This window comes from Pseudoalteromonas tunicata, assembly GCF_002310815.1.
In the GTDB taxonomy this organism is placed as follows: Bacteria; Pseudomonadota; Gammaproteobacteria; order Enterobacterales; family Alteromonadaceae; genus Pseudoalteromonas; species Pseudoalteromonas tunicata.
Map to the genome: position 1 here is coordinate 655,759 of NZ_CP011032.1, position 17,102 is coordinate 672,860.

Annotated in this window: 20 protein-coding genes; all 20 read left to right on the forward strand. The window is 40.9% G+C overall.

The window, feature by feature from the left end; genetic code table 11:
- The first annotated feature begins 3 nt into the window (after window positions 1–3).
- The 20 genes from hflC to alr all read left to right on the forward strand — a co-directional run bounded on the left by hflC (window position 4) and on the right by alr (window position 17,073).
- Complete coding sequence (gene hflC, locus PTUN_RS03000) at window positions 4–882, forward strand: protease modulator HflC (RefSeq protein ID WP_009838208.1); 879 nt, start codon at window positions 4–6, stop codon at window positions 880–882.
- 56 nt (window positions 883–938) lie between these two features.
- Entirely contained in the window at window positions 939–1,130 is a 192-nt protein-coding gene (locus PTUN_RS03005) for a DUF2065 domain-containing protein (protein ID WP_009838209.1), read from the forward strand.
- Between the two features lie 169 nt (window positions 1,131–1,299).
- Entirely contained in the window at window positions 1,300–2,613 is a 1,314-nt protein-coding gene (locus PTUN_RS03010; RefSeq protein WP_009838210.1) for an adenylosuccinate synthase, read from the forward strand.
- Between the two features lie 204 nt (window positions 2,614–2,817).
- A complete protein-coding gene (locus PTUN_RS03015; RefSeq protein ID WP_232285000.1) occupies window positions 2,818–3,399 on the forward strand; it encodes a tetratricopeptide repeat protein in 582 nt (193 codons plus the stop codon).
- A 101-nt stretch (window positions 3,400–3,500) separates the two neighbouring features.
- Complete coding sequence (rnr, locus tag PTUN_RS03020; protein WP_009838213.1) at window positions 3,501–6,011, forward strand: ribonuclease R; 2,511 nt, start codon at window positions 3,501–3,503, stop codon at window positions 6,009–6,011.
- 13 nt (window positions 6,012–6,024) lie between these two features.
- The gene (gene rlmB / locus PTUN_RS03025) at window positions 6,025–6,771 is read left to right on the forward strand and encodes a 23S rRNA (guanosine(2251)-2'-O)-methyltransferase RlmB (RefSeq protein ID WP_009838214.1); all 747 of its coding nucleotides are present in this window, start codon (window positions 6,025–6,027) and stop codon (window positions 6,769–6,771) included.
- 187 nt (window positions 6,772–6,958) lie between these two features.
- Window positions 6,959–7,300 carry a 30S ribosomal protein S6 gene (rpsF, locus tag PTUN_RS03030; RefSeq protein ID WP_040643814.1) on the forward strand — a complete coding sequence of 114 codons (342 nt, stop codon included), beginning with the start codon at window positions 6,959–6,961 and terminating at the stop codon, window positions 7,298–7,300.
- A 17-nt stretch (window positions 7,301–7,317) separates the two neighbouring features.
- Window positions 7,318–7,665, forward strand: coding sequence for a primosomal replication protein N (gene priB, locus PTUN_RS03035; protein ID WP_009838216.1), 348 nt, complete (start codon window positions 7,318–7,320; stop codon window positions 7,663–7,665).
- On the forward strand, window positions 7,640–7,867 hold the full coding sequence (gene rpsR / locus PTUN_RS03040) for a 30S ribosomal protein S18 (protein ID WP_009838217.1): 228 nt from the start codon (window positions 7,640–7,642) through the stop codon (window positions 7,865–7,867). Before priB ends, rpsR begins: the two co-directional genes overlap by 26 nt.
- A 35-nt stretch (window positions 7,868–7,902) precedes the next feature.
- Window positions 7,903–8,355 carry a 50S ribosomal protein L9 gene (rplI, locus tag PTUN_RS03045; RefSeq protein WP_009838218.1) on the forward strand — a complete coding sequence of 151 codons (453 nt, stop codon included), beginning with the start codon at window positions 7,903–7,905 and terminating at the stop codon, window positions 8,353–8,355.
- Between the two features lie 314 nt (window positions 8,356–8,669).
- Complete coding sequence (locus PTUN_RS03050; protein WP_040643815.1) at window positions 8,670–9,047, forward strand: type IV pilin protein; 378 nt, start codon at window positions 8,670–8,672, stop codon at window positions 9,045–9,047.
- Window positions 9,044–9,490, forward strand: coding sequence for a pilus assembly FimT family protein (locus PTUN_RS03055; protein WP_009838220.1), 447 nt, complete (start codon window positions 9,044–9,046; stop codon window positions 9,488–9,490). The genes PTUN_RS03050 and PTUN_RS03055 overlap by 4 nt, the downstream gene beginning before the upstream one ends.
- The gene (locus PTUN_RS03060) at window positions 9,481–9,909 is read left to right on the forward strand and encodes a type IV pilus modification PilV family protein (RefSeq protein WP_009838221.1); all 429 of its coding nucleotides are present in this window, start codon (window positions 9,481–9,483) and stop codon (window positions 9,907–9,909) included. Before PTUN_RS03055 ends, PTUN_RS03060 begins: the two co-directional genes overlap by 10 nt.
- Window positions 9,906–10,424 (forward strand): PilW family protein, encoded by a 519-nt coding sequence (locus PTUN_RS03065; protein ID WP_009838222.1) that lies wholly within the window; start codon window positions 9,906–9,908, stop codon window positions 10,422–10,424. The genes PTUN_RS03060 and PTUN_RS03065 overlap by 4 nt, the downstream gene beginning before the upstream one ends.
- 10 nt (window positions 10,425–10,434) lie before the next feature.
- The gene (locus tag PTUN_RS03070) at window positions 10,435–12,318 is read left to right on the forward strand and encodes a pilus assembly PilX family protein (protein WP_009838223.1); all 1,884 of its coding nucleotides are present in this window, start codon (window positions 10,435–10,437) and stop codon (window positions 12,316–12,318) included.
- A gap of 184 nt (window positions 12,319–12,502) precedes the next feature.
- Complete coding sequence (locus PTUN_RS03075; RefSeq protein ID WP_009838224.1) at window positions 12,503–13,081, forward strand: RNA polymerase sigma factor; 579 nt, start codon at window positions 12,503–12,505, stop codon at window positions 13,079–13,081.
- On the forward strand, window positions 13,065–13,547 hold the full coding sequence (locus PTUN_RS03080) for a hypothetical protein (protein WP_009838225.1): 483 nt from the start codon (window positions 13,065–13,067) through the stop codon (window positions 13,545–13,547). Before PTUN_RS03075 ends, PTUN_RS03080 begins: the two co-directional genes overlap by 17 nt.
- Window positions 13,548–13,557: 10 nt before the next feature.
- Window positions 13,558–14,490, forward strand: a complete 933-nt coding sequence (locus tag PTUN_RS03085; protein ID WP_009838226.1) for a DUF4097 family beta strand repeat-containing protein — start codon at window positions 13,558–13,560, stop codon at window positions 14,488–14,490.
- A 124-nt stretch (window positions 14,491–14,614) separates the two neighbouring features.
- Entirely contained in the window at window positions 14,615–15,994 is a 1,380-nt protein-coding gene (gene dnaB / locus PTUN_RS03090) for a replicative DNA helicase (RefSeq protein WP_009838227.1), read from the forward strand.
- Between the two features lie 2 nt (window positions 15,995–15,996).
- A complete protein-coding gene (gene alr, locus PTUN_RS03095; RefSeq protein WP_009838228.1) occupies window positions 15,997–17,073 on the forward strand; it encodes an alanine racemase in 1,077 nt (358 codons plus the stop codon).
- The last annotated feature ends 29 nt before the right edge of the window (window positions 17,074–17,102 follow it).

Consider the following 17,102-nt stretch of genomic DNA (forward strand, 5'->3'; position numbering starts at 1 on the left):
GATATGAAGAACTTTAGTTTAATTATATTGTTAACCGCAGTTATTTTATCTTTTTCATCAGTATTTGTGGTACTTGAAGGCCAACAAGCGATTGTATTGCAATTTAGCAAGGTGAAAAAAGACGCTGATGATAAAGCGGTAGTGTATGGCCCTGGTTTACAATTTAAAATTCCATTTATTTCAGAAGTTCGTAAATTAGATGCGCGTATTCAAACCCTTGATGGCGCACCAGATCGTTTTGTAACAAGTGAAAAGAAAGACTTAATTGTTGATTCATTTGTAAAATGGCGAATTAATGATTTTAGCTCGTTTTATCTAAGAACCCGTGGGGACTTACAGTATGCTGAAACGTTACTGAAACAAAAAGTAAATAATGGTTTAAGAACTAATTTTGGTTCAAGAACAATTAAAGAAATTGTTTCAGGTGAGCGTAGTGCGTTAATGAAAGATGCGTTAGTGCAGGCTTCAGAAAGCGCAAGTGAGCTGGGTATTGAAGTACTTGATGTTCGTGTAAAGCAAATCAATCTTCCTACAGAAGTGAGTAACTCGATTTACCAACGTATGCGCGCTGAGCGTACTGCGGTGGCAAAAGAGCATCGCTCTGAAGGTAAAGAAAAAGCTGAAACGATTCGCGCAGGAGTTGACCGTCGTGTAACTGTAATGCTTGCAGAAGCTGAACGAAATGCACGTATGGAACGTGGTGATGGCGATGCTGCTGCCGCGCAGATTTATGCATCGGCTTACTCTAAAGACGCTGAGTTTTATGCATTTTTAAGAAGTTTAGATGCTTACAAAGCGACATTTAACAGCAAAAATGATGTGATGGTACTGGGTACTGATAGTGAGTTTTTTCAACCAATGAAAAGCTCAGGTATCAAATAACATATTACTAAATATCTAAGCCTCGCATTGCGGGGCTTTTTTTTGAGATAAAATTAATGACAACAGAAACACTGATTTTAGCCTTTGCGCTATTTTTGATTTTTGAAGGATTAGGGCCGGCACTCTTGCCAAAAAAATGGCAGCAGATGTTACAACAACTCAGTGTGCTGCCTTTCTCACAATTAAGAGTCTTTGGTATTGTTTTAATTGTAATGGGATGGCTTTTATTCATCAGTTTTAAGCCCTAAAACTGAGTGAAAACTAACTTTATTGATTAAATAAAATTTTAATTCAGGTTATTTATTACCTATATCAATAACTTTTTAAGTTAAAGGTGAAAAAAGCGGCGAAACAGGGTGATCTTTACCCTCGTTCTCTGGTAAAATCTGCCCCTAATTTTTTCTAAGTGAATTTACAATGGGTAAAAACGTCGTTGTATTAGGCACCCAATGGGGTGATGAAGGTAAAGGTAAGGTTGTAGACCTGCTAACAGACAAAGCATCTTTGGTTGTTCGTTATCAAGGTGGTCATAATGCAGGCCATACTTTGGTAATTAACGGTGAAAAAACAGTATTACATCTTATTCCTTCAGGTGTATTACGCGATAACGTTAAATGTGTTATCGGTAATGGTGTTGTTTTAGCACCTGATGCGTTAATGAGAGAAATTGGCATGTTAGAAGAGCGTGGCGTACCTGTACGTGAGCGTCTTTTAATCAGCGAAGCATGTCCATTAATTTTGCCATTCCACGTTGCACTTGATGTTGCTCGTGAAAAAGCGCGTGGTGATAAGCCAATTGGTACTACAGGTCGTGGTATCGGTCCAGCTTATGAAGATAAAGTTGCCCGCCGTGGTTTACGTGTTGGTGATTTATTCAACCCTCAACAATTTTCTGACAAGTTAAAAGAAGTATTGGAATACCATAACTTCACACTTGAGCATTATTACAAAGTTGAGCCAGTTGATTTCCAAAAAACGTATGATGATGCAATGGCTGTTGCGGACATTTTAAAAGCAATGGTTGTAGATGTAACTGAATTACTTGATCAAACTCGTAAAGCTGGCGAAAGCATTTTGTTTGAAGGTGCACAAGGTACTTTACTTGATATCGACCATGGTACTTATCCATATGTTACGTCATCAAATACCACAGCCGGTGGCGTAGCAACTGGTGCAGGTTTTGGTCCATTACATTTAGATTATGTATTAGGTATTGCTAAAGCGTATACAACACGTGTTGGTTCTGGTCCTTTCCCGACAGAATTATACGATGGTCTTGAAAAACAAGATCCAGTTGGTAAGCATTTAGGCACTAAAGGCCACGAGTTTGGTGCAACAACTGGACGTTTACGTCGTACAGGTTGGTTTGACGCTGTTGCTATGCGTCGTGCAGTTCAAATCAATAGCGTATCAGGTTTCTGTTTAACTAAGTTAGACGTACTTGATGGCGTTGAAACAATTAAGATTTGTACTGGATATCAGTTAGAAGATGGCACAGTTACCAATGTAACACCACTTGCAGCTGAAGGTTACGACAAAGTAACTCCAATCTACGAAGAAATGCCTGGTTGGACTGAAACAACGTTTGGTGTAAAGTCAGTTGAGCAATTGCCTCAAGCAGCTTTAAACTATATCAAGCGTATTGAAGAAATTACCGGCGTACCAGTTGATATTATCTCAACAGGTCCTGATCGTGTTGAAACAATGATCCTTCGCAATCCATTTGCTTAATTGTCATTGTTTATAAAAAAGCTGCCTAGGGCAGCTTTTTTTTTGTCTAAACTTTACGAAGCATATGTTTGGCTTATTAATAAAACAGATTAATAATGTCTAAAGTGAATATGGCGCAATTCTTGAATAAAAATATTAGGATAAATTTTCACAATGAATGACGTAAAATTGATGATAAGAAAATTTGGTTTATTGTTTTGTTTAATGATGCCATTGGCTAGTCATTCAGCTGAGCCTCTTGAGGCGGTTCAACTTTATACCCAAGATGAACTTTTAGTGCTGATAAATAAAAACACTCACTTAGAGCGCGTAAAAGCGGATGATTGTCAATTAGTGCAAGATATTGAAGCGCGCGCCATTAAAATGTCTATTCCAGCCTATCAGTTTTTGTTCGGCGATATGCTTGCTTATGGCGTCTGCCTTGATCGTGATGTTGAGCGTGGTATGTATTTTATTCGTTTAGCAGCGGAGCAAGGCCTTGCTGAAGCCTTAGAGCAAATGGGACGGTATTACCATCTGGGTAAATTTGTTCAGGTCGATATCCCTCAAGCAATTGTTTTTTTACGCGAAGCTGCTGCATTGGGAAATCTAAAAGCTCAAATTCGCTTGGTTGATTTGTTTAATAAAGGAGAAGGGAGTCCTGCTGATTATGAAGATGCTTACCGCTGGCTATTTCATTCTATTATAGCTGAAACTAAAACACATAAAGAAGTCGAGACCCTGCTTGCGACGCTTGCGAAAAAAATGCCTCCGAGTGTAATAGAGCGCGCTCGTAAACCAATTTAATTTAAAATTAGGCCATTGAAATCGAGTAAAAATAATTTAACCTGTTTCATTAATGGCTTTTGGTTTAAAATAACAACATAAGCCACTTATAAAGCCACTTAATGTCTAATCAAGACCCATTTTTAAGCCGCGAGCAAGATAAATACGAAAATCCCGTCCCTAGCCGAGAGTTTATTTTGGCCCATTTACAGGATCGACAAAAACCAGCTTCTTTTGAAAGTCTCTGCGAAGAGCTTGATATCGTTGATGAGGAAAGAAGTATTGCGCTAAAACGTCGCTTAAGAGCGATGGAGCGAGATGGCCAGATTATTTTTAATCGATTGAAATGCTATTGCTTACCGGACAAAGTGGGTTTGGTTAAAGGTCGCGTAATTGGTCATCGTGATGGTTTTGGTTTCTTAGCCTTAGATGATGGCGGCAAAGACTGGTTTATTCCTAAACACCAAATGGAAGGTGTTTTCCACGGCGATCGCGTACTTGCAAAACCCGCCTCTCAAGGTAAGGGTGGCAAATGTGATGCGCGGATCGTTCGAGTTTTAGATGGTGAACGAACACCTATTATAGGGCGGTTTTTTGTTGAACACGGTATGGCGGTTGTTGTACCTGAAGATCCTCGTATTACTCAAGATATTATTATTCTGCCTGGCAATGAAAATGGTGCTCGCCATAATCAAATGGTGCAAATTGAAATTACACAGCGTCCAAGTCAACGTATGAATGCCGTCGGTAAAGTACTTGACGTGCTTGGTGAGCACTTAGCGCCAGGGATGGAAATTGAAGTGGCACTGCGTAACCATGATATCCCTCATGTTTGGCCCGATGCAGTGCTTGAACAGGTGGCTCCTTTAACCACCGATGTTGACGAAGCGGCAAAAGTGGGTCGGGTTGACTTGCGCAAATTACCTTTAGTGACCATTGATGGTGAAGATGCGCGCGATTTTGATGACGCTGTATTCTGTGAGCGCAAAAAAAGTGGTGGCTGGCGTTTATGGGTCGCAATTGCTGATGTTTCGTATTATGTGGGCAAAGAAACGCCTCTTGATGAAGAGGCAATTAATCGCGGCAACTCAGTATATTTCCCTGAGCAAGTCATTCCAATGTTGCCAAAAGTATTGTCCAATGGTTTATGTTCATTGAATCCAAAAGTAGACCGGTTATGCATGGTCGCTGAAATGACTATCTCAGATGCAGGGCGACTTTCTGGTTACCGCTTTTATGAGGCGGTAATGAATTCTCACGCTCGTTTTACATATACGCAAGTCGCAGCGATTCTAGCTGGAGAAACAGCCGCTGATGAGCATCAGGCATTAGTGCCGCATTTACAAGATTTATATCAAATGTATATGGCAATGAAAGCTGCTCGTTTAGAGCGTGGTGCGATTGAGTTTGAAACCTTAGAAGCTAAATTTATTTTTGATGCGCATCGTAAAATTGAAACCATCACAACATTGCAACGCAACGATGCGCATAAACTCATTGAAGAATGCATGATCATGGCCAATGTGGCTGCTGCAAGATTGCTTGAAAAACATGAGGCCAGTGCGCTTTATCGTGTACATGATGAACCTGATGCTGAAAAGTTAGCCCACTTTAGAACATTTTTAAGTGAACTTGGCGTAGAAAATACTATTCCGTTAGAGCCAAGCCCAAAAGAAATTACAGAGAGCTTAGCGCGTTTGGGCGAGCGCCCTGAAATAGAGCTTATTCAAACCATGTTGCTTCGCTCAATGAAGCAAGCGGTGTATCAATCTGAAAATATAGGTCACTTTGGTTTATCGCTACCTGCTTATGCGCACTTTACGTCACCTATTCGTCGTTATCCTGACTTAGTTGTACACCGTGCAATTAAAGGGGTATTAAAAGCGCAAGGCATGCCAACCACGGGTGCTTATGCCTATACACCAATCGAAGCCGATCATCTTGGTGCACAATGTTCTATGACTGAACGCCGAGCTGATGACGCAACACGTGAAGTAGCGGATTGGCTTAAATGTGAGTTTATGCAAGACCGGGTTGGTCAGCATTTTACTGGCGTTGTTTCATCGGTGACGACATTTGGTTTATTTGTTCGATTAGATGAATTGTTTATTGATGGCTTAGTTCATGTAACCGCTTTGGGAAATGACTATTTTCATTATGATGGTTCGCGTCATTGTCTTGTGGGTGAAAATACCAAACAAGTATTTCGTTTAGGCGATAAAATTTCTGTCACTGTGATATCGGTGAGTTTAGATGAGCGCCGTATCCATTTAGGGCTGCAAAGTGAGCAAGCAAACGATCGTTATGCTCGTCGACGTAACAATAAAGCGATCGAAGAAAAAATCAGTGTGCGTCAGCAACTAAAGTCAGGACGTATTCCTAATGAAGGCAAAGGGGTTGATGCTAAGAAACGTCCAGTTGATGAGAAAAAAGATAAAGCAGGTGGGCCAAGTTCAAAAGGCAAAAAAAAGCCAAGCTCAGCGGGTAAAAAAGTGGCCAAAGTGGGAGCGGCAGTTTCTGCACTAGGGCATGAGTCAGACATTAATAAAACGAAGAAAAAAAAGAAGAAAGCCATTAAACGTAAACGTCCAGGTAAAAATGCACGTAAACGTAATACCTCGGTAGGGAATTAGGAGCTATAAAGCAGTGAGTAATGAATTAATTTTTGGCTTTCATTCGGTTGAAGCTATTTTAGCAAAAGAGCCTGAGCGCTTTATTGAAATTTATGCGTTAAAAGGTCGTGAAGACAAACGTTTAAATCCAATCCTTGAGTTAGCAGAGCAATTTGGTGTTTCAGTTCAGTTTATGCATCGTAAGACTTTGGACGAAAAAGCAGATGGTGAACAGCATCAAGGTCTTATCGCAAAAGTTAAGGCAGGTAAAACCTACAGTGAAAAAGATCTTGATGAGATTATAGCGCGTCATGAGACGCCTTTCTTACTTGTACTGGATGGCGTGACTGATCCGCATAATCTAGGTGCATGCTTGCGCAGTGCCGATGCAGCAGGTGTTCATGCTGTTATTGTGCCTAAAGATAACTCAGCCAAACTTAATGGTGTCGCTCGCAAAGTGGCTTGTGGTGCTGCTGAAACCGTACCTCTTGTTCATGTAACAAATTTAGCGCGAACATTACGTGAAATAAAAGATGCGGGCGTATGGGTGATTGGTACCGCAGGTGAAACAGACACTCATGTCTTTGATGCCAAACTTACTGGGCCGATTGCACTCGTGATGGGCGCTGAAGGCACAGGTATGCGCCGTTTAACACGTGAGCACTGTGATACCTTAGTTAAAATCCCTATGGTTGGTACGGTTTCTAGCTTAAATGTATCTGTTGCAACCGGTATTTGTTTATTCGAAATTTTACGCCAGCGTAACCTCATTTCTCTTTAGTTTTACCTCGTGCGGTAGGTATTTTTACTTGCCGTACCATCTTCTTGTTAATATTTTCTTTTTGTATATTGCTTAATCATTCTTTAGCACGTAAAATACGCGCTCTTTTCGGCCACTAAATATCAGTTCCTTGCCTTATACCGACCGGCCGAAACGGTTATAGGCTAATTAACCGTAAGGAATACCCATGCGTCATTACGAAATCGTATTCATGGTTCATCCAGATCAAAGTGAACAAGTTCCAGGTATGATCGAGCGTTATACTGGTTCTATCACTGAAGCTGGCGGTACTATCCACCGTTTAGAAGACTGGGGTCGTCGTCAATTGGCTTACCCAATCGACAAGCTTCATAAAGCCCACTATGTTCTAATGAACGTTGAAGCTACATCTGAAGTAATCAACGAGCTAGAAACTTCTTTCCGTTATAACGATGCAGTACTACGTAACTTAGTTATGCGTACTAAATCAGCTGTAACAGAAGCATCTCCTCTTGTAAGAGAAGAGAGAAGAGAAGCTGCTGAAGCTTAATCGTTTTGAGTGATTGTATGACTAATAACCAGTTAGTACTTTCTGGGGTGGTGTGTAAAACACCTAAATTTAGTCAAAGCCCAGCCGGTATTCCACACTGCATTTTTGTATTGGAGCATCGGTCGCAACAAGTTGAAGCCGGACTAAACCGTAATAGTTATGTTCGAATGCAAGTTGTCGCAAGTGGTGAAGCAATACAACATTATGCTCAAGACATACAGATTGGGTCACAAGTGACAGTGTACGGTTTTTTAAACCGTCACGAAGGCCGTAACGGCTTGAGTCAATTGGTATTACATGCCCATCAAATAGAAAGAATTATTTTAGGAGATTTATCTCATGGCACGTTACTTCAGACGTCGTAAGTTCTGCCGCTTCAAAGCGGAAGGCGTACAAAAAATTGATTATAAAGATCTAGCTACTCTTAGAAACTATGTTACAGAAAGTGGCAAAATCGTACCTAGCCGTATCACAGGTACTAGCGCAAAATATCAGCGTCAATTAGCAGCAGCAATCAAACGCGCTCGCTACTTAGCCCTTCTTCCATACACTGACTTACATAAGTAAGCAGCGGACTAACTGTTTTTAAAAGGTGTAGAAACATGCAAGTTATTCTACTAGACAAGATCGCTAACCTAGGCAGCCTAGGTGATCAAGTTGCAGTAAAATCAGGTTACGCGCGTAACTTCCTTTTTCCAAAAGGTAAGGCCGTTCCTGCAACAGCTGCTAATGTTGAATCTTTCGATGCACGTCGTGCTGATTTAGAAGCTAAAGTTGCTGAAACTTTAGCTGCTGCTCACGTTCGCGCTGAAAAATTAACTGCACTAGCTGAAGTTACTTTAGTATCTAAAGCTGGCGACGAAGGTAAATTATTCGGTTCTATCGGTACTCGCGATATTGCTGATGCTATCTCTGCAGTTGGTATTGAAGTTGCTAAATCAGAAGTTCGTTTACCAAACGGTACAATCCGTGAAGTAGGTGAATTCGAAGTTGCAATTCAAGTACATTCAGATGTTACTGCTACTATTGCTGTAGTTGTTATCGCTGAAGCTTAATCGATTATTTAATTGATTAAAAAAAACCGCGCTTAGGCGCGGTTTTTTGTTTATTAAACTTTACATTTTTACACTTTTTTCGAGATCTCTCATAAAATTCTGAAACTTTATAGTTATAAAAATACCTTTTTAGGGTCCTCAGACTAGTCAAATCAAGCATATATTCAATTGCTATTATTGATTAAAAAATATTCTAGCCATTTTCAACTTATTTAATCGTTCAGCTTTACTGGCTATCGTATTTTTCGGTAATATCTCTGCAATAAATGACATCGCTGTCATTGGCGTTTATTTACATAACTCAAGGTATAACATTGAAAGCATTGCGTTCACAATTTGGCTTTACGCTTATTGAAATGATGATAACGGTTAGCATTATCGGTATTTTAAGTGCAATTGCACTTCCTGCTTACTCAGATCATATAAAAAAAGCGCGTCGTGCTGATGCTCAGCAAATATTGTTACAAAACGCAGCTCTATTAGAGCGTCAATATTCTCGCCAAGGCCAGTATCCAGCGGCATTTAATGTTACGGCACTTGAATTTTATGGATTCACTTATAACAAAGTTTCTGATAGTGCATTTACACTCACTGCCGTGCCGACCGGTGTTCAAACAGCAGATAGTTGTGGCAGCATGACAATCAATCATCAAGGTGTAAAAACAGCAGCCATAGCGAGTTGTTGGAAATGATGAGGCGAGCCAGAGGTTTTACATTACTTGAACTCATGGTGGTGGTGAGCATCATCGCGATTTTAGCCTTAGTAGCTTTACCTAACTTTTACCAACAGATTAAACAAGACCGTTTAGTCACCAATGCTAATCAATTACACAGTGTTTATAAATATGCTCGCGCCGAAGCCTCGAAGCGTGAAAAGCCTATTTTACTTGATGAAGTTGGTGGAAAGTGGCAAGTAAAAACAACAGTCGCCCCAATCGAAATGCTTGCGGAGTTTGAGTCGACGCACAGCACTGTGTCAGTCACTGATTTGACCGATCTTGTAATTAGCGAATATGGCAGTACTACTGTTAAACAATTTTTAGTTACCGATGGTGATTCAAGTACGCAAGATTTTTGGCTTTGTACCTACATAAGCGGGCAAAGTTTATTAAGCAAGGAAGCCGTATGTCCATAAAATCAGAAATAAAAAATCAAAAAGGATTTAGTTTATTAGAAGTTGTGATTGCCATGTTAGTGGCAAGCATCGCGTTATTAGGGCTAGCATCTGGGCAAGCAAAGTCATTGCAGTTTGCTTCCAATAGCCTCGATTATACCGTTTCGATCATTCAGGCCAATAATGCAATTGAGCGAGTATGGGCTAATTTGTGTGGCTTACAACATGGTGCAGTGGCTTATGACGCTGGTTTTAATGCTGTTCTGACACCTGCGTTAGCGCGTTTTACCTTAACTGTTACCCCTGCGGCACCGGCTGCATTTTCAAATAATCTTACTGTTAAAGTCAGTTGGAACGATGACAGAATGAATGATGGTCTTGCAAATGAAGTGACACTTAGCCCTGAGTTCCCATCTTTAAAATCTGGTTGTAGCTTATGATGCGCAGTCAATTTAATAAGCAGCACGGTTATACCTTAATTGAGCTGATGGTGGCACTCGCTGCCAGTATGTTTTTACTCAGTGGGGTATCGATGGCTTTTGTATCAATCAAGAGCACCATTAGCAGCACAGAAGCGCTTGAAAATTCACAAGAGGTGATACGTTCAACCGCAGATGTTATGACACGAGCACTTAAACAAACGCTCGTTCCTCCAACAATTAGTACAACGAATATCGCCAATGACACCATTACGATAGTACAAGATGCTAATACTATTAATTGCTTAGGCCAGCTTTCTGCTATTGCTTATACCGAAGCTTATACCTTTATTTCGCCTAACTTAGTGTGTGATCTTGGTGCAGGAAACCAAACTCTCATCACTGGGGTGGATAGTATTTCATTTATGTTAAACGGCTTACTTGTGACAACAACAGTAAAACCTATTGGTTTACCTGATTATTTAGGTAACGGTGTTGCTATCGATACCTCTTTAACCGCTGATATTTTAAATTAAGGCCAATACGATGAAACAAATGAAAAAACAGCAAGGTTTCACCATAGTTGTGGTTTTACTTTTGAGTATGATGGCAAGTGTAGTAGTGATTAGTTCGCTTAAAGATACCACGATGCAAGAGCGCCTAAGTGGTAACTTTGAAAAGCAAACTAATGCGCGTTTGGCTGCAGAATCTGGTTTATTTTCGACTCATAGTCATTTGGAGGCAGAGCTTGCAAAGGTACCGACTACAACTCTGACACAGCTTATAGCAAGTAAAGGCGAAGGCGGCAAATTTACCTACGCAGCAACCAATAAGCTCGAAGGCATGCTCGCCAATATTGAATTATCACAAACCAGTGATGGTTTACTCAGTGTTGCCAGCGGAGGAGAGCGATTTGAAGGCGAAAAGCAGTTAAGAGCGCTGTATGAATTAGTGCCTGGAGAGAAAGGGAAATCTCCTTTTGAGCAAGTGCTGGTAGGTTGTAATGGCGTTACCGTTGGCGCTGGTGGTGCAATAAAAAGTTATCATTCAAAAACTAATGAAACGGGGATCAAAGCTGATATAGGTACCATTTATCAAGCAGCGCCGATTAATTTATCGGGTAGTGCACCTATTTGGGGAAGTGTTTTGGCTACAGGTACCATCACAGTCTCGGGGTCAGCTTTTATTGCCGGTGATCTTCATTCGAATAATGATGTTAAGGTAACTGGAGGAGGTGGTGGACTGACTCCTCCTGAACTCAAATTACCTTCAGGAACACGTGTTGGCGGTAATGTGATCGCTGGACGAAATCTATCATTTAGAGGTGGAGTTAACGGTACGATTAAAGTAAAAGCGAATATAGAAGATTTAGGTAATAGTGGAACAACATTTATTACAAATGCAGAGAGTGATGGTTTGGCGTTAATGTATGGTGGTTCGTGGAATTCTAAGCCAAATCAGTGGAATAGCCCAAAAGACATCGATGGGACATTGTTAATCGAGTCAAAATTTAACGTATCGCCAACGATTGTTGCTATCCCAGCTTATGATCCAACTAAGCCGCCAGTTGATTCAAAAGATCCAAGCTTAAATTGTGATCCCTTAGATGTGAAAGCTGGATTTGATGCCTTGATTTCAAACAAATATGTTGAGTCATTAAAGGTCGGTGGCAAACAAGTTTTAGAGATAAGTAATGCATTTGCAAAATATAGTGGTGTTATTAGTGAAAACCCAAAAACAGTACTCGGAGAGCTTGAACGCTTTAATCCAATAAAGTCTGAGATATTTGGTGAAACAAAAAAAATATTTTTCTTTAAAAACTTAGAGATCGATGACGGCCAGTTGATTTTTACAAAAGAATCCTACGACTTAGATAAAGGAGCTGATAATGAGACTCCTGTTGATGATATTTCAGTCTTTGTTGCCGGCGATTTCACTTATTCAACGAGTGGTTCATCACTTATTAATATTAAGCCCGGAGTTAGTGTTACCTTTTATGTCCAAGGCAAAATAAAAATTCAAAAGCCAATCGAATCAGAAGGTAAAGAAGGGGTTAAAGCAAATGGTAAACCTCAACTAAGCTTTTATTCATCTTATGAAGGTAAAGTAAGTGAACCATTAAATTGTAAAGAGGTTAATAAAAGAGGTAATTCAGGCGCTTGGGGTGTCGAGTTAGTGTCTACAGCCGCTATGTATGCTTCTATTTATGCCCCTTTAACAGATGCGCTTGTGGGGGCTTCTGGGATTTTAAAGGGAGCAGTGAGAGGTAACTCAATTACTACATGTGGTGATGGTGATATTGTGTATGACGAAGCATTAGGTGAATTAAGCTCAGGGGGGACAATTGGAGGCTCTACCCCTAAATTAGTATTTAAAGGTTGGCGCTATCATGCTGAAGCTGACCAGTTAGCAACCTCATCCACTCGTTAAGTTATACTGATTCGATTAATAAAAACGGTGATTTCAGCGGCGCATTTAGCGCCGTTTTTATTGATTTTTTTATTTATTATTATGATAAGAGTCCTCTTAAAAATATTTTCATTTAATTTAAACCTTTCCAATCGCCCTTAGCGTCTAATACAGTACAACAATCATAATTAACTTGGGTATAGGGATGCTGATTGAAGCAGAGCAGCGTTTTTCTAGTGAGCAAGAAGCTAAAAAACGTGATGAGCAGCAGTTAATCGACCAAACCAAGCAGGGTGATCAGCGTGCTTTTGCCAAGCTGTATCAACTGCATCATAAAAAAGTGTATGGCTTGTGTTTGCGTTTAACGGCTAATGAAGCCTTCGCCCAAGAAGCAACACAAGAAGTGTTTGTGCAATTGTGGCAAAAAATCTCAAGCTTTGATGGTAGTGCTAAATTTTCGACTTGGTTACACAGCGTGACCGCAAATATCGCCATTAGCTACATGCGTAAACAAATTAGCTGGTTACAAAGAGTGGTCAGCTTTGAAACCGAAGGTATGCCCGAGCAAGCCGTTGAGCAATGTGAGGGGCTAAATGGCCTTGATAAACTGATAGTGCGCCTGCCAGAGCGGGCGCGATTAGTCTTTGTATTACATGCTGTTGAAGGGTATCGCCATGAAGAAATTGGTCACATGCTCAACATGGCGGTAGGGTCAAGCAAGTCGCAGTATCATCGCGCGAGAAACTTATTACAGGAGTGGTATCAAAATGAACAAACCGAATGATTTTGACACCTATTTGGCACAATCTTTAGCTGATTTGAATTCTGAGATTAGCCCTAAAAAAGACTTATGGCCGGGGATTGAAAAGGCGATTGAGTTTTCTGTCACTAAAAAATCAACGCTCCCCGTAACGTTTCGTCATTTATCAGTGGCTGCAGGGGTCGTTGCGATTGCTTTGCTGGTTAATGTAGCCATGAAAGTACAAACTGCGCCTAGTGCAACTACCATGATGAGTCAGTTGTATGAAGCTGAAAAATCGGCATTATTAGTACAATTTGAAAATAAACCAGCACTCACAGACGATTGGCAGCAACAATTGGCTGAACTAGAAGATGCTGAGCTCGCGGTGAAAAAAGCATTAAAAAACGATCCGCAAAATCCAACATTGCTGAGAATGTTATCGCAGGTCTATCAGCAGCAATTGGATTTAATTAATCGTGTTCACCAGCCTAAATGGCAACAAATTTAAAGGTAGGATCATGAAACTCTATTTAGTATTTGCTTTGTTTCCTTGTTGTATTTTAGCGGGTGAGCAAATTGATCGCACCGTCGATGTGAGCAGCAGCGAACAAATTAAAATTGAAAATCAAGATGGCAACATTGAAATCAAAGCCTGGGATAAGCGTGCTTTTTCAATAAAGGGCGAATTAGATGACAGAGCCTTGGGTTATGAACTTGAGCAAAAATCTGGCCAAACACATTTTAGAGTGAATATGCCAAAATCGGGTAAGTATTCGAAGCCGCATGGTTCTAATTTGGTTATGTATGTACCATTACAAAGCCTAATTCGTTTTAATGGTGTCAATGTCAACGTGGTCATTAGTGAAGTGCAAGGAGGCAGCCGGATTGAAACCATTAATGGCAACATAAAAGCCAACGATTTAGCGGGGGATATTCGCCTAGAAACCGTCAATGGCAATATTGATGGGCAAAAACTCAATGGTGATATTCGTTATCGCACCGTTAATGGCAATATTGATGATGTGAATTCTCAAGGTGAGCTACGTTTTGATAGCGTTAATGGCGAAATTAAAACACAAAGCCAAGCTCGCTCGTTAAAAGCTGAAAATGTGAATGGTGAAATGGATCTCGCCTTGCAGCAAGTCGAACGAGTCAGTATTAATACTGTCAATGGTGATATTGTACTTGAAGTACATGAATTAATGCCCCGAGCGCGCATTGCGATTGAAACCGTCAGTGGTTCTGCTTCACTTACTTTACCCAGTGATATCTCCGCTAAAATAGACGTTGACGCTCACGCCGGTGGTCGGATTAAAAATGCATTTAATGAAGTGGCAGTGAAAAAAGCCAAATATGGTCCATCAAGTAGCCTGACGATTGAGCAGGCGGGTAGTGATGGTAAAATTGAACTCGATACTATCAGTGGGCACTTAACCTTAAAAAAACGCTAACGGATCCCGCTTTAGCTTTTAGTACCACTTCAAGCGAGGTGGTACTAAAACTTTTCACTTTTGTGCTTGCAGCATCCTTCATAGCCGATAGAATAACGCCATTGTTAGTGTTACTAGAAATGTCATGGCCAAACCAGATAAACAAGTCGATACCATTAAAATGGCGCCTCACTCGATTGAGGCTGAGCAGTCAGTATTAGGCGGCTTAATGCTTGATAACGAAGCGTGGGATCGTGTTGCTGAACGCGTTGTTTCGCAAGATTTTTATACTCGTACGCATCGCTTTATCTTTGAAGCTATGGAAAAGTTGGCCGAACAAGGTCAACCACTCGATTTAATTACCATTTCAGAGACGCTGGAAAAAAATAACCAACTTGAAGGCATTGGTGGTTTTTCGTATTTAGGCGAAATCGCTAAAAATACTCCAAGTGCGGCAAACATTAATGCTTATGCCGACATCGTACGCGAACGTGCAGTGGTACGAGAGATGATTTCGGTAGCCAATGAGATAGCTGAGGCGGGATTTAACCCCGAAGGCCGTGCCAGTCATGAACTGCTCGACTTAGCCGAAAGTAAAGTATTTAAAATTGCCGAAAAAAGAACAAAAAGTTCTGAAGGCCCGCAAAATATTCATACCATTTTAGAAAAAACCATTGATAAAATCGAAGCGCTTTATCAATCACCACAAGACGGTATTACTGGCGTAAGCTCAGGTTACAGTGACTTAGATAAAATGACCGCCGGTTTACAGCCTTCAGATTTAATTATTGTTGCAGCCCGTCCGTCAATGGGTAAAACCACCTTTGCGATGAATTTGGCCGAACATGCCGCTATGACGCAAGATAAGCCTGTGGTTATTTTCTCACTAGAGATGCCGTCAGAACAAATCATGATGCGTATGCTGGCCTCTTTAGGGCGTATTAATCAAACCAAGGTACGTACTGGTCAGTTAGATGATGATGATTGGGCGCGTTTATCTTCGACCATGGGGTTGTTAATTGAAAAGGGTAAAATGTTTGTTGATGATTCATCAGGTTTAACGCCGACTGAGTTGCGCTCTCGTGCCCGTCGTATTGCCCGCGATCATGGTGGTATTAGTATGATCATGGTCGATTACCTCCAGTTAATGCGCGTTCCTAGCTTATCGGATAATCGTACCCTTGAAATTGCTGAAATATCTCGCTCACTCAAGGCTTTAGCTAAAGAGCTTGAATGCCCTGTGGTGGCGCTTTCACAGCTTAACCGAACACTTGAGCAACGTGCTGATAAACGACCAATTAACTCCGACTTACGTGAATCAGGTTCTATCGAGCAGGATGCCGATTTAATTATGTTTATATATCGTGATGAAGTGTACAACGAAGACAGTATGGATAAAGGTGTGGCAGAAATTATCATTGGTAAGCAGCGTAACGGACCAATTGGTAAAGTACGCTTAACGTTCCAAGGTCAATTTTCCCGCTTTGATAATTATACTGGCCCAGCTTTTGATGATGAGTATTAAAAATGCGTTTAGCCACCGCTGAAATAAGCCTTGCAGCGTTAGATCATAATTTTAAGCGCGTTAAAGAGTTTGCACCCGCGAGCCAAATTATGGCAGTGTTAAAGGCCAATGCATATGGTCACGGTTTAGTGGCAATTGCTAAGCGTTTAAGCTCGGCTGATGCCTTTGCAGTCGCCCGTATTGATGAGGCCTTAGCACTACGTGCTGGTGGTTTAGTGAAGCCAATTGTATTGCTTGAAGGTTTTTTTGAACCACAAGATTTACCGATTTTATTGGCTAATAACTTTCAGACTATCATTCATCACCAATCACAACTTGATGCGCTAATGAATTGCGATCTTGATGGCATGCTCACTACTTGGCTAAAAATTGATACTGGTATGCATCGTTTAGGAATAAGCCCTGAGCAGTTTTCAAAGGCGTATCAAACGTTAAGTCAGTGCGAGCATGTCAATCCTAATATTCGTTTAATGACCCATTTTGCGTGTGCAGATGATTTAAGCAATGGTAAAACTCAACAGCAACTCGCAGTGTTTTCTGAGTTAATAGCTGATAAAAAACAGCAAACATGTTTGGCTAATTCAGCGGCCATTATTGGTTGGCCTGATTCTCATGGTGATTGGGTGCGCCCAGGTTTAATGATGTACGGTGTGTCACCAATGCTCAATAAAGTCGGGGCTGATCATGGTCTTGCACCAGTAATGCGCTTAAAAACCCGTTTGATTTCTCTACGTGTGGTAAAAAAAGGCGAAGCGGTTGGCTATGGTTCTACCTGGACATGTCCAATCGATACTATTATCGGTGTAGTTGCGATGGGTTATGGGGATGGTTATCCTCGGCACGCGCCAAGTGGTACGCCAGTCATGGTCAATGGTAAACAAGTGCCGTTAGTAGGTCGCGTTTCTATGGATATGATCACGGTTGATTTAGGCTTAGAAACCGATGCAAAAATTGGTGATCAAGTCATTTTATGGGGCCCAGAGTTACCCGTAGAAGTGGTGGCGCAATGTGCCGATACTATCCCTTACGAATTATTGTGTAATATCACGCCAAGAGTTGATTACCACTATATAGAGTAATAAAAAGTTAAGTAACAAGCTGTGTTTTA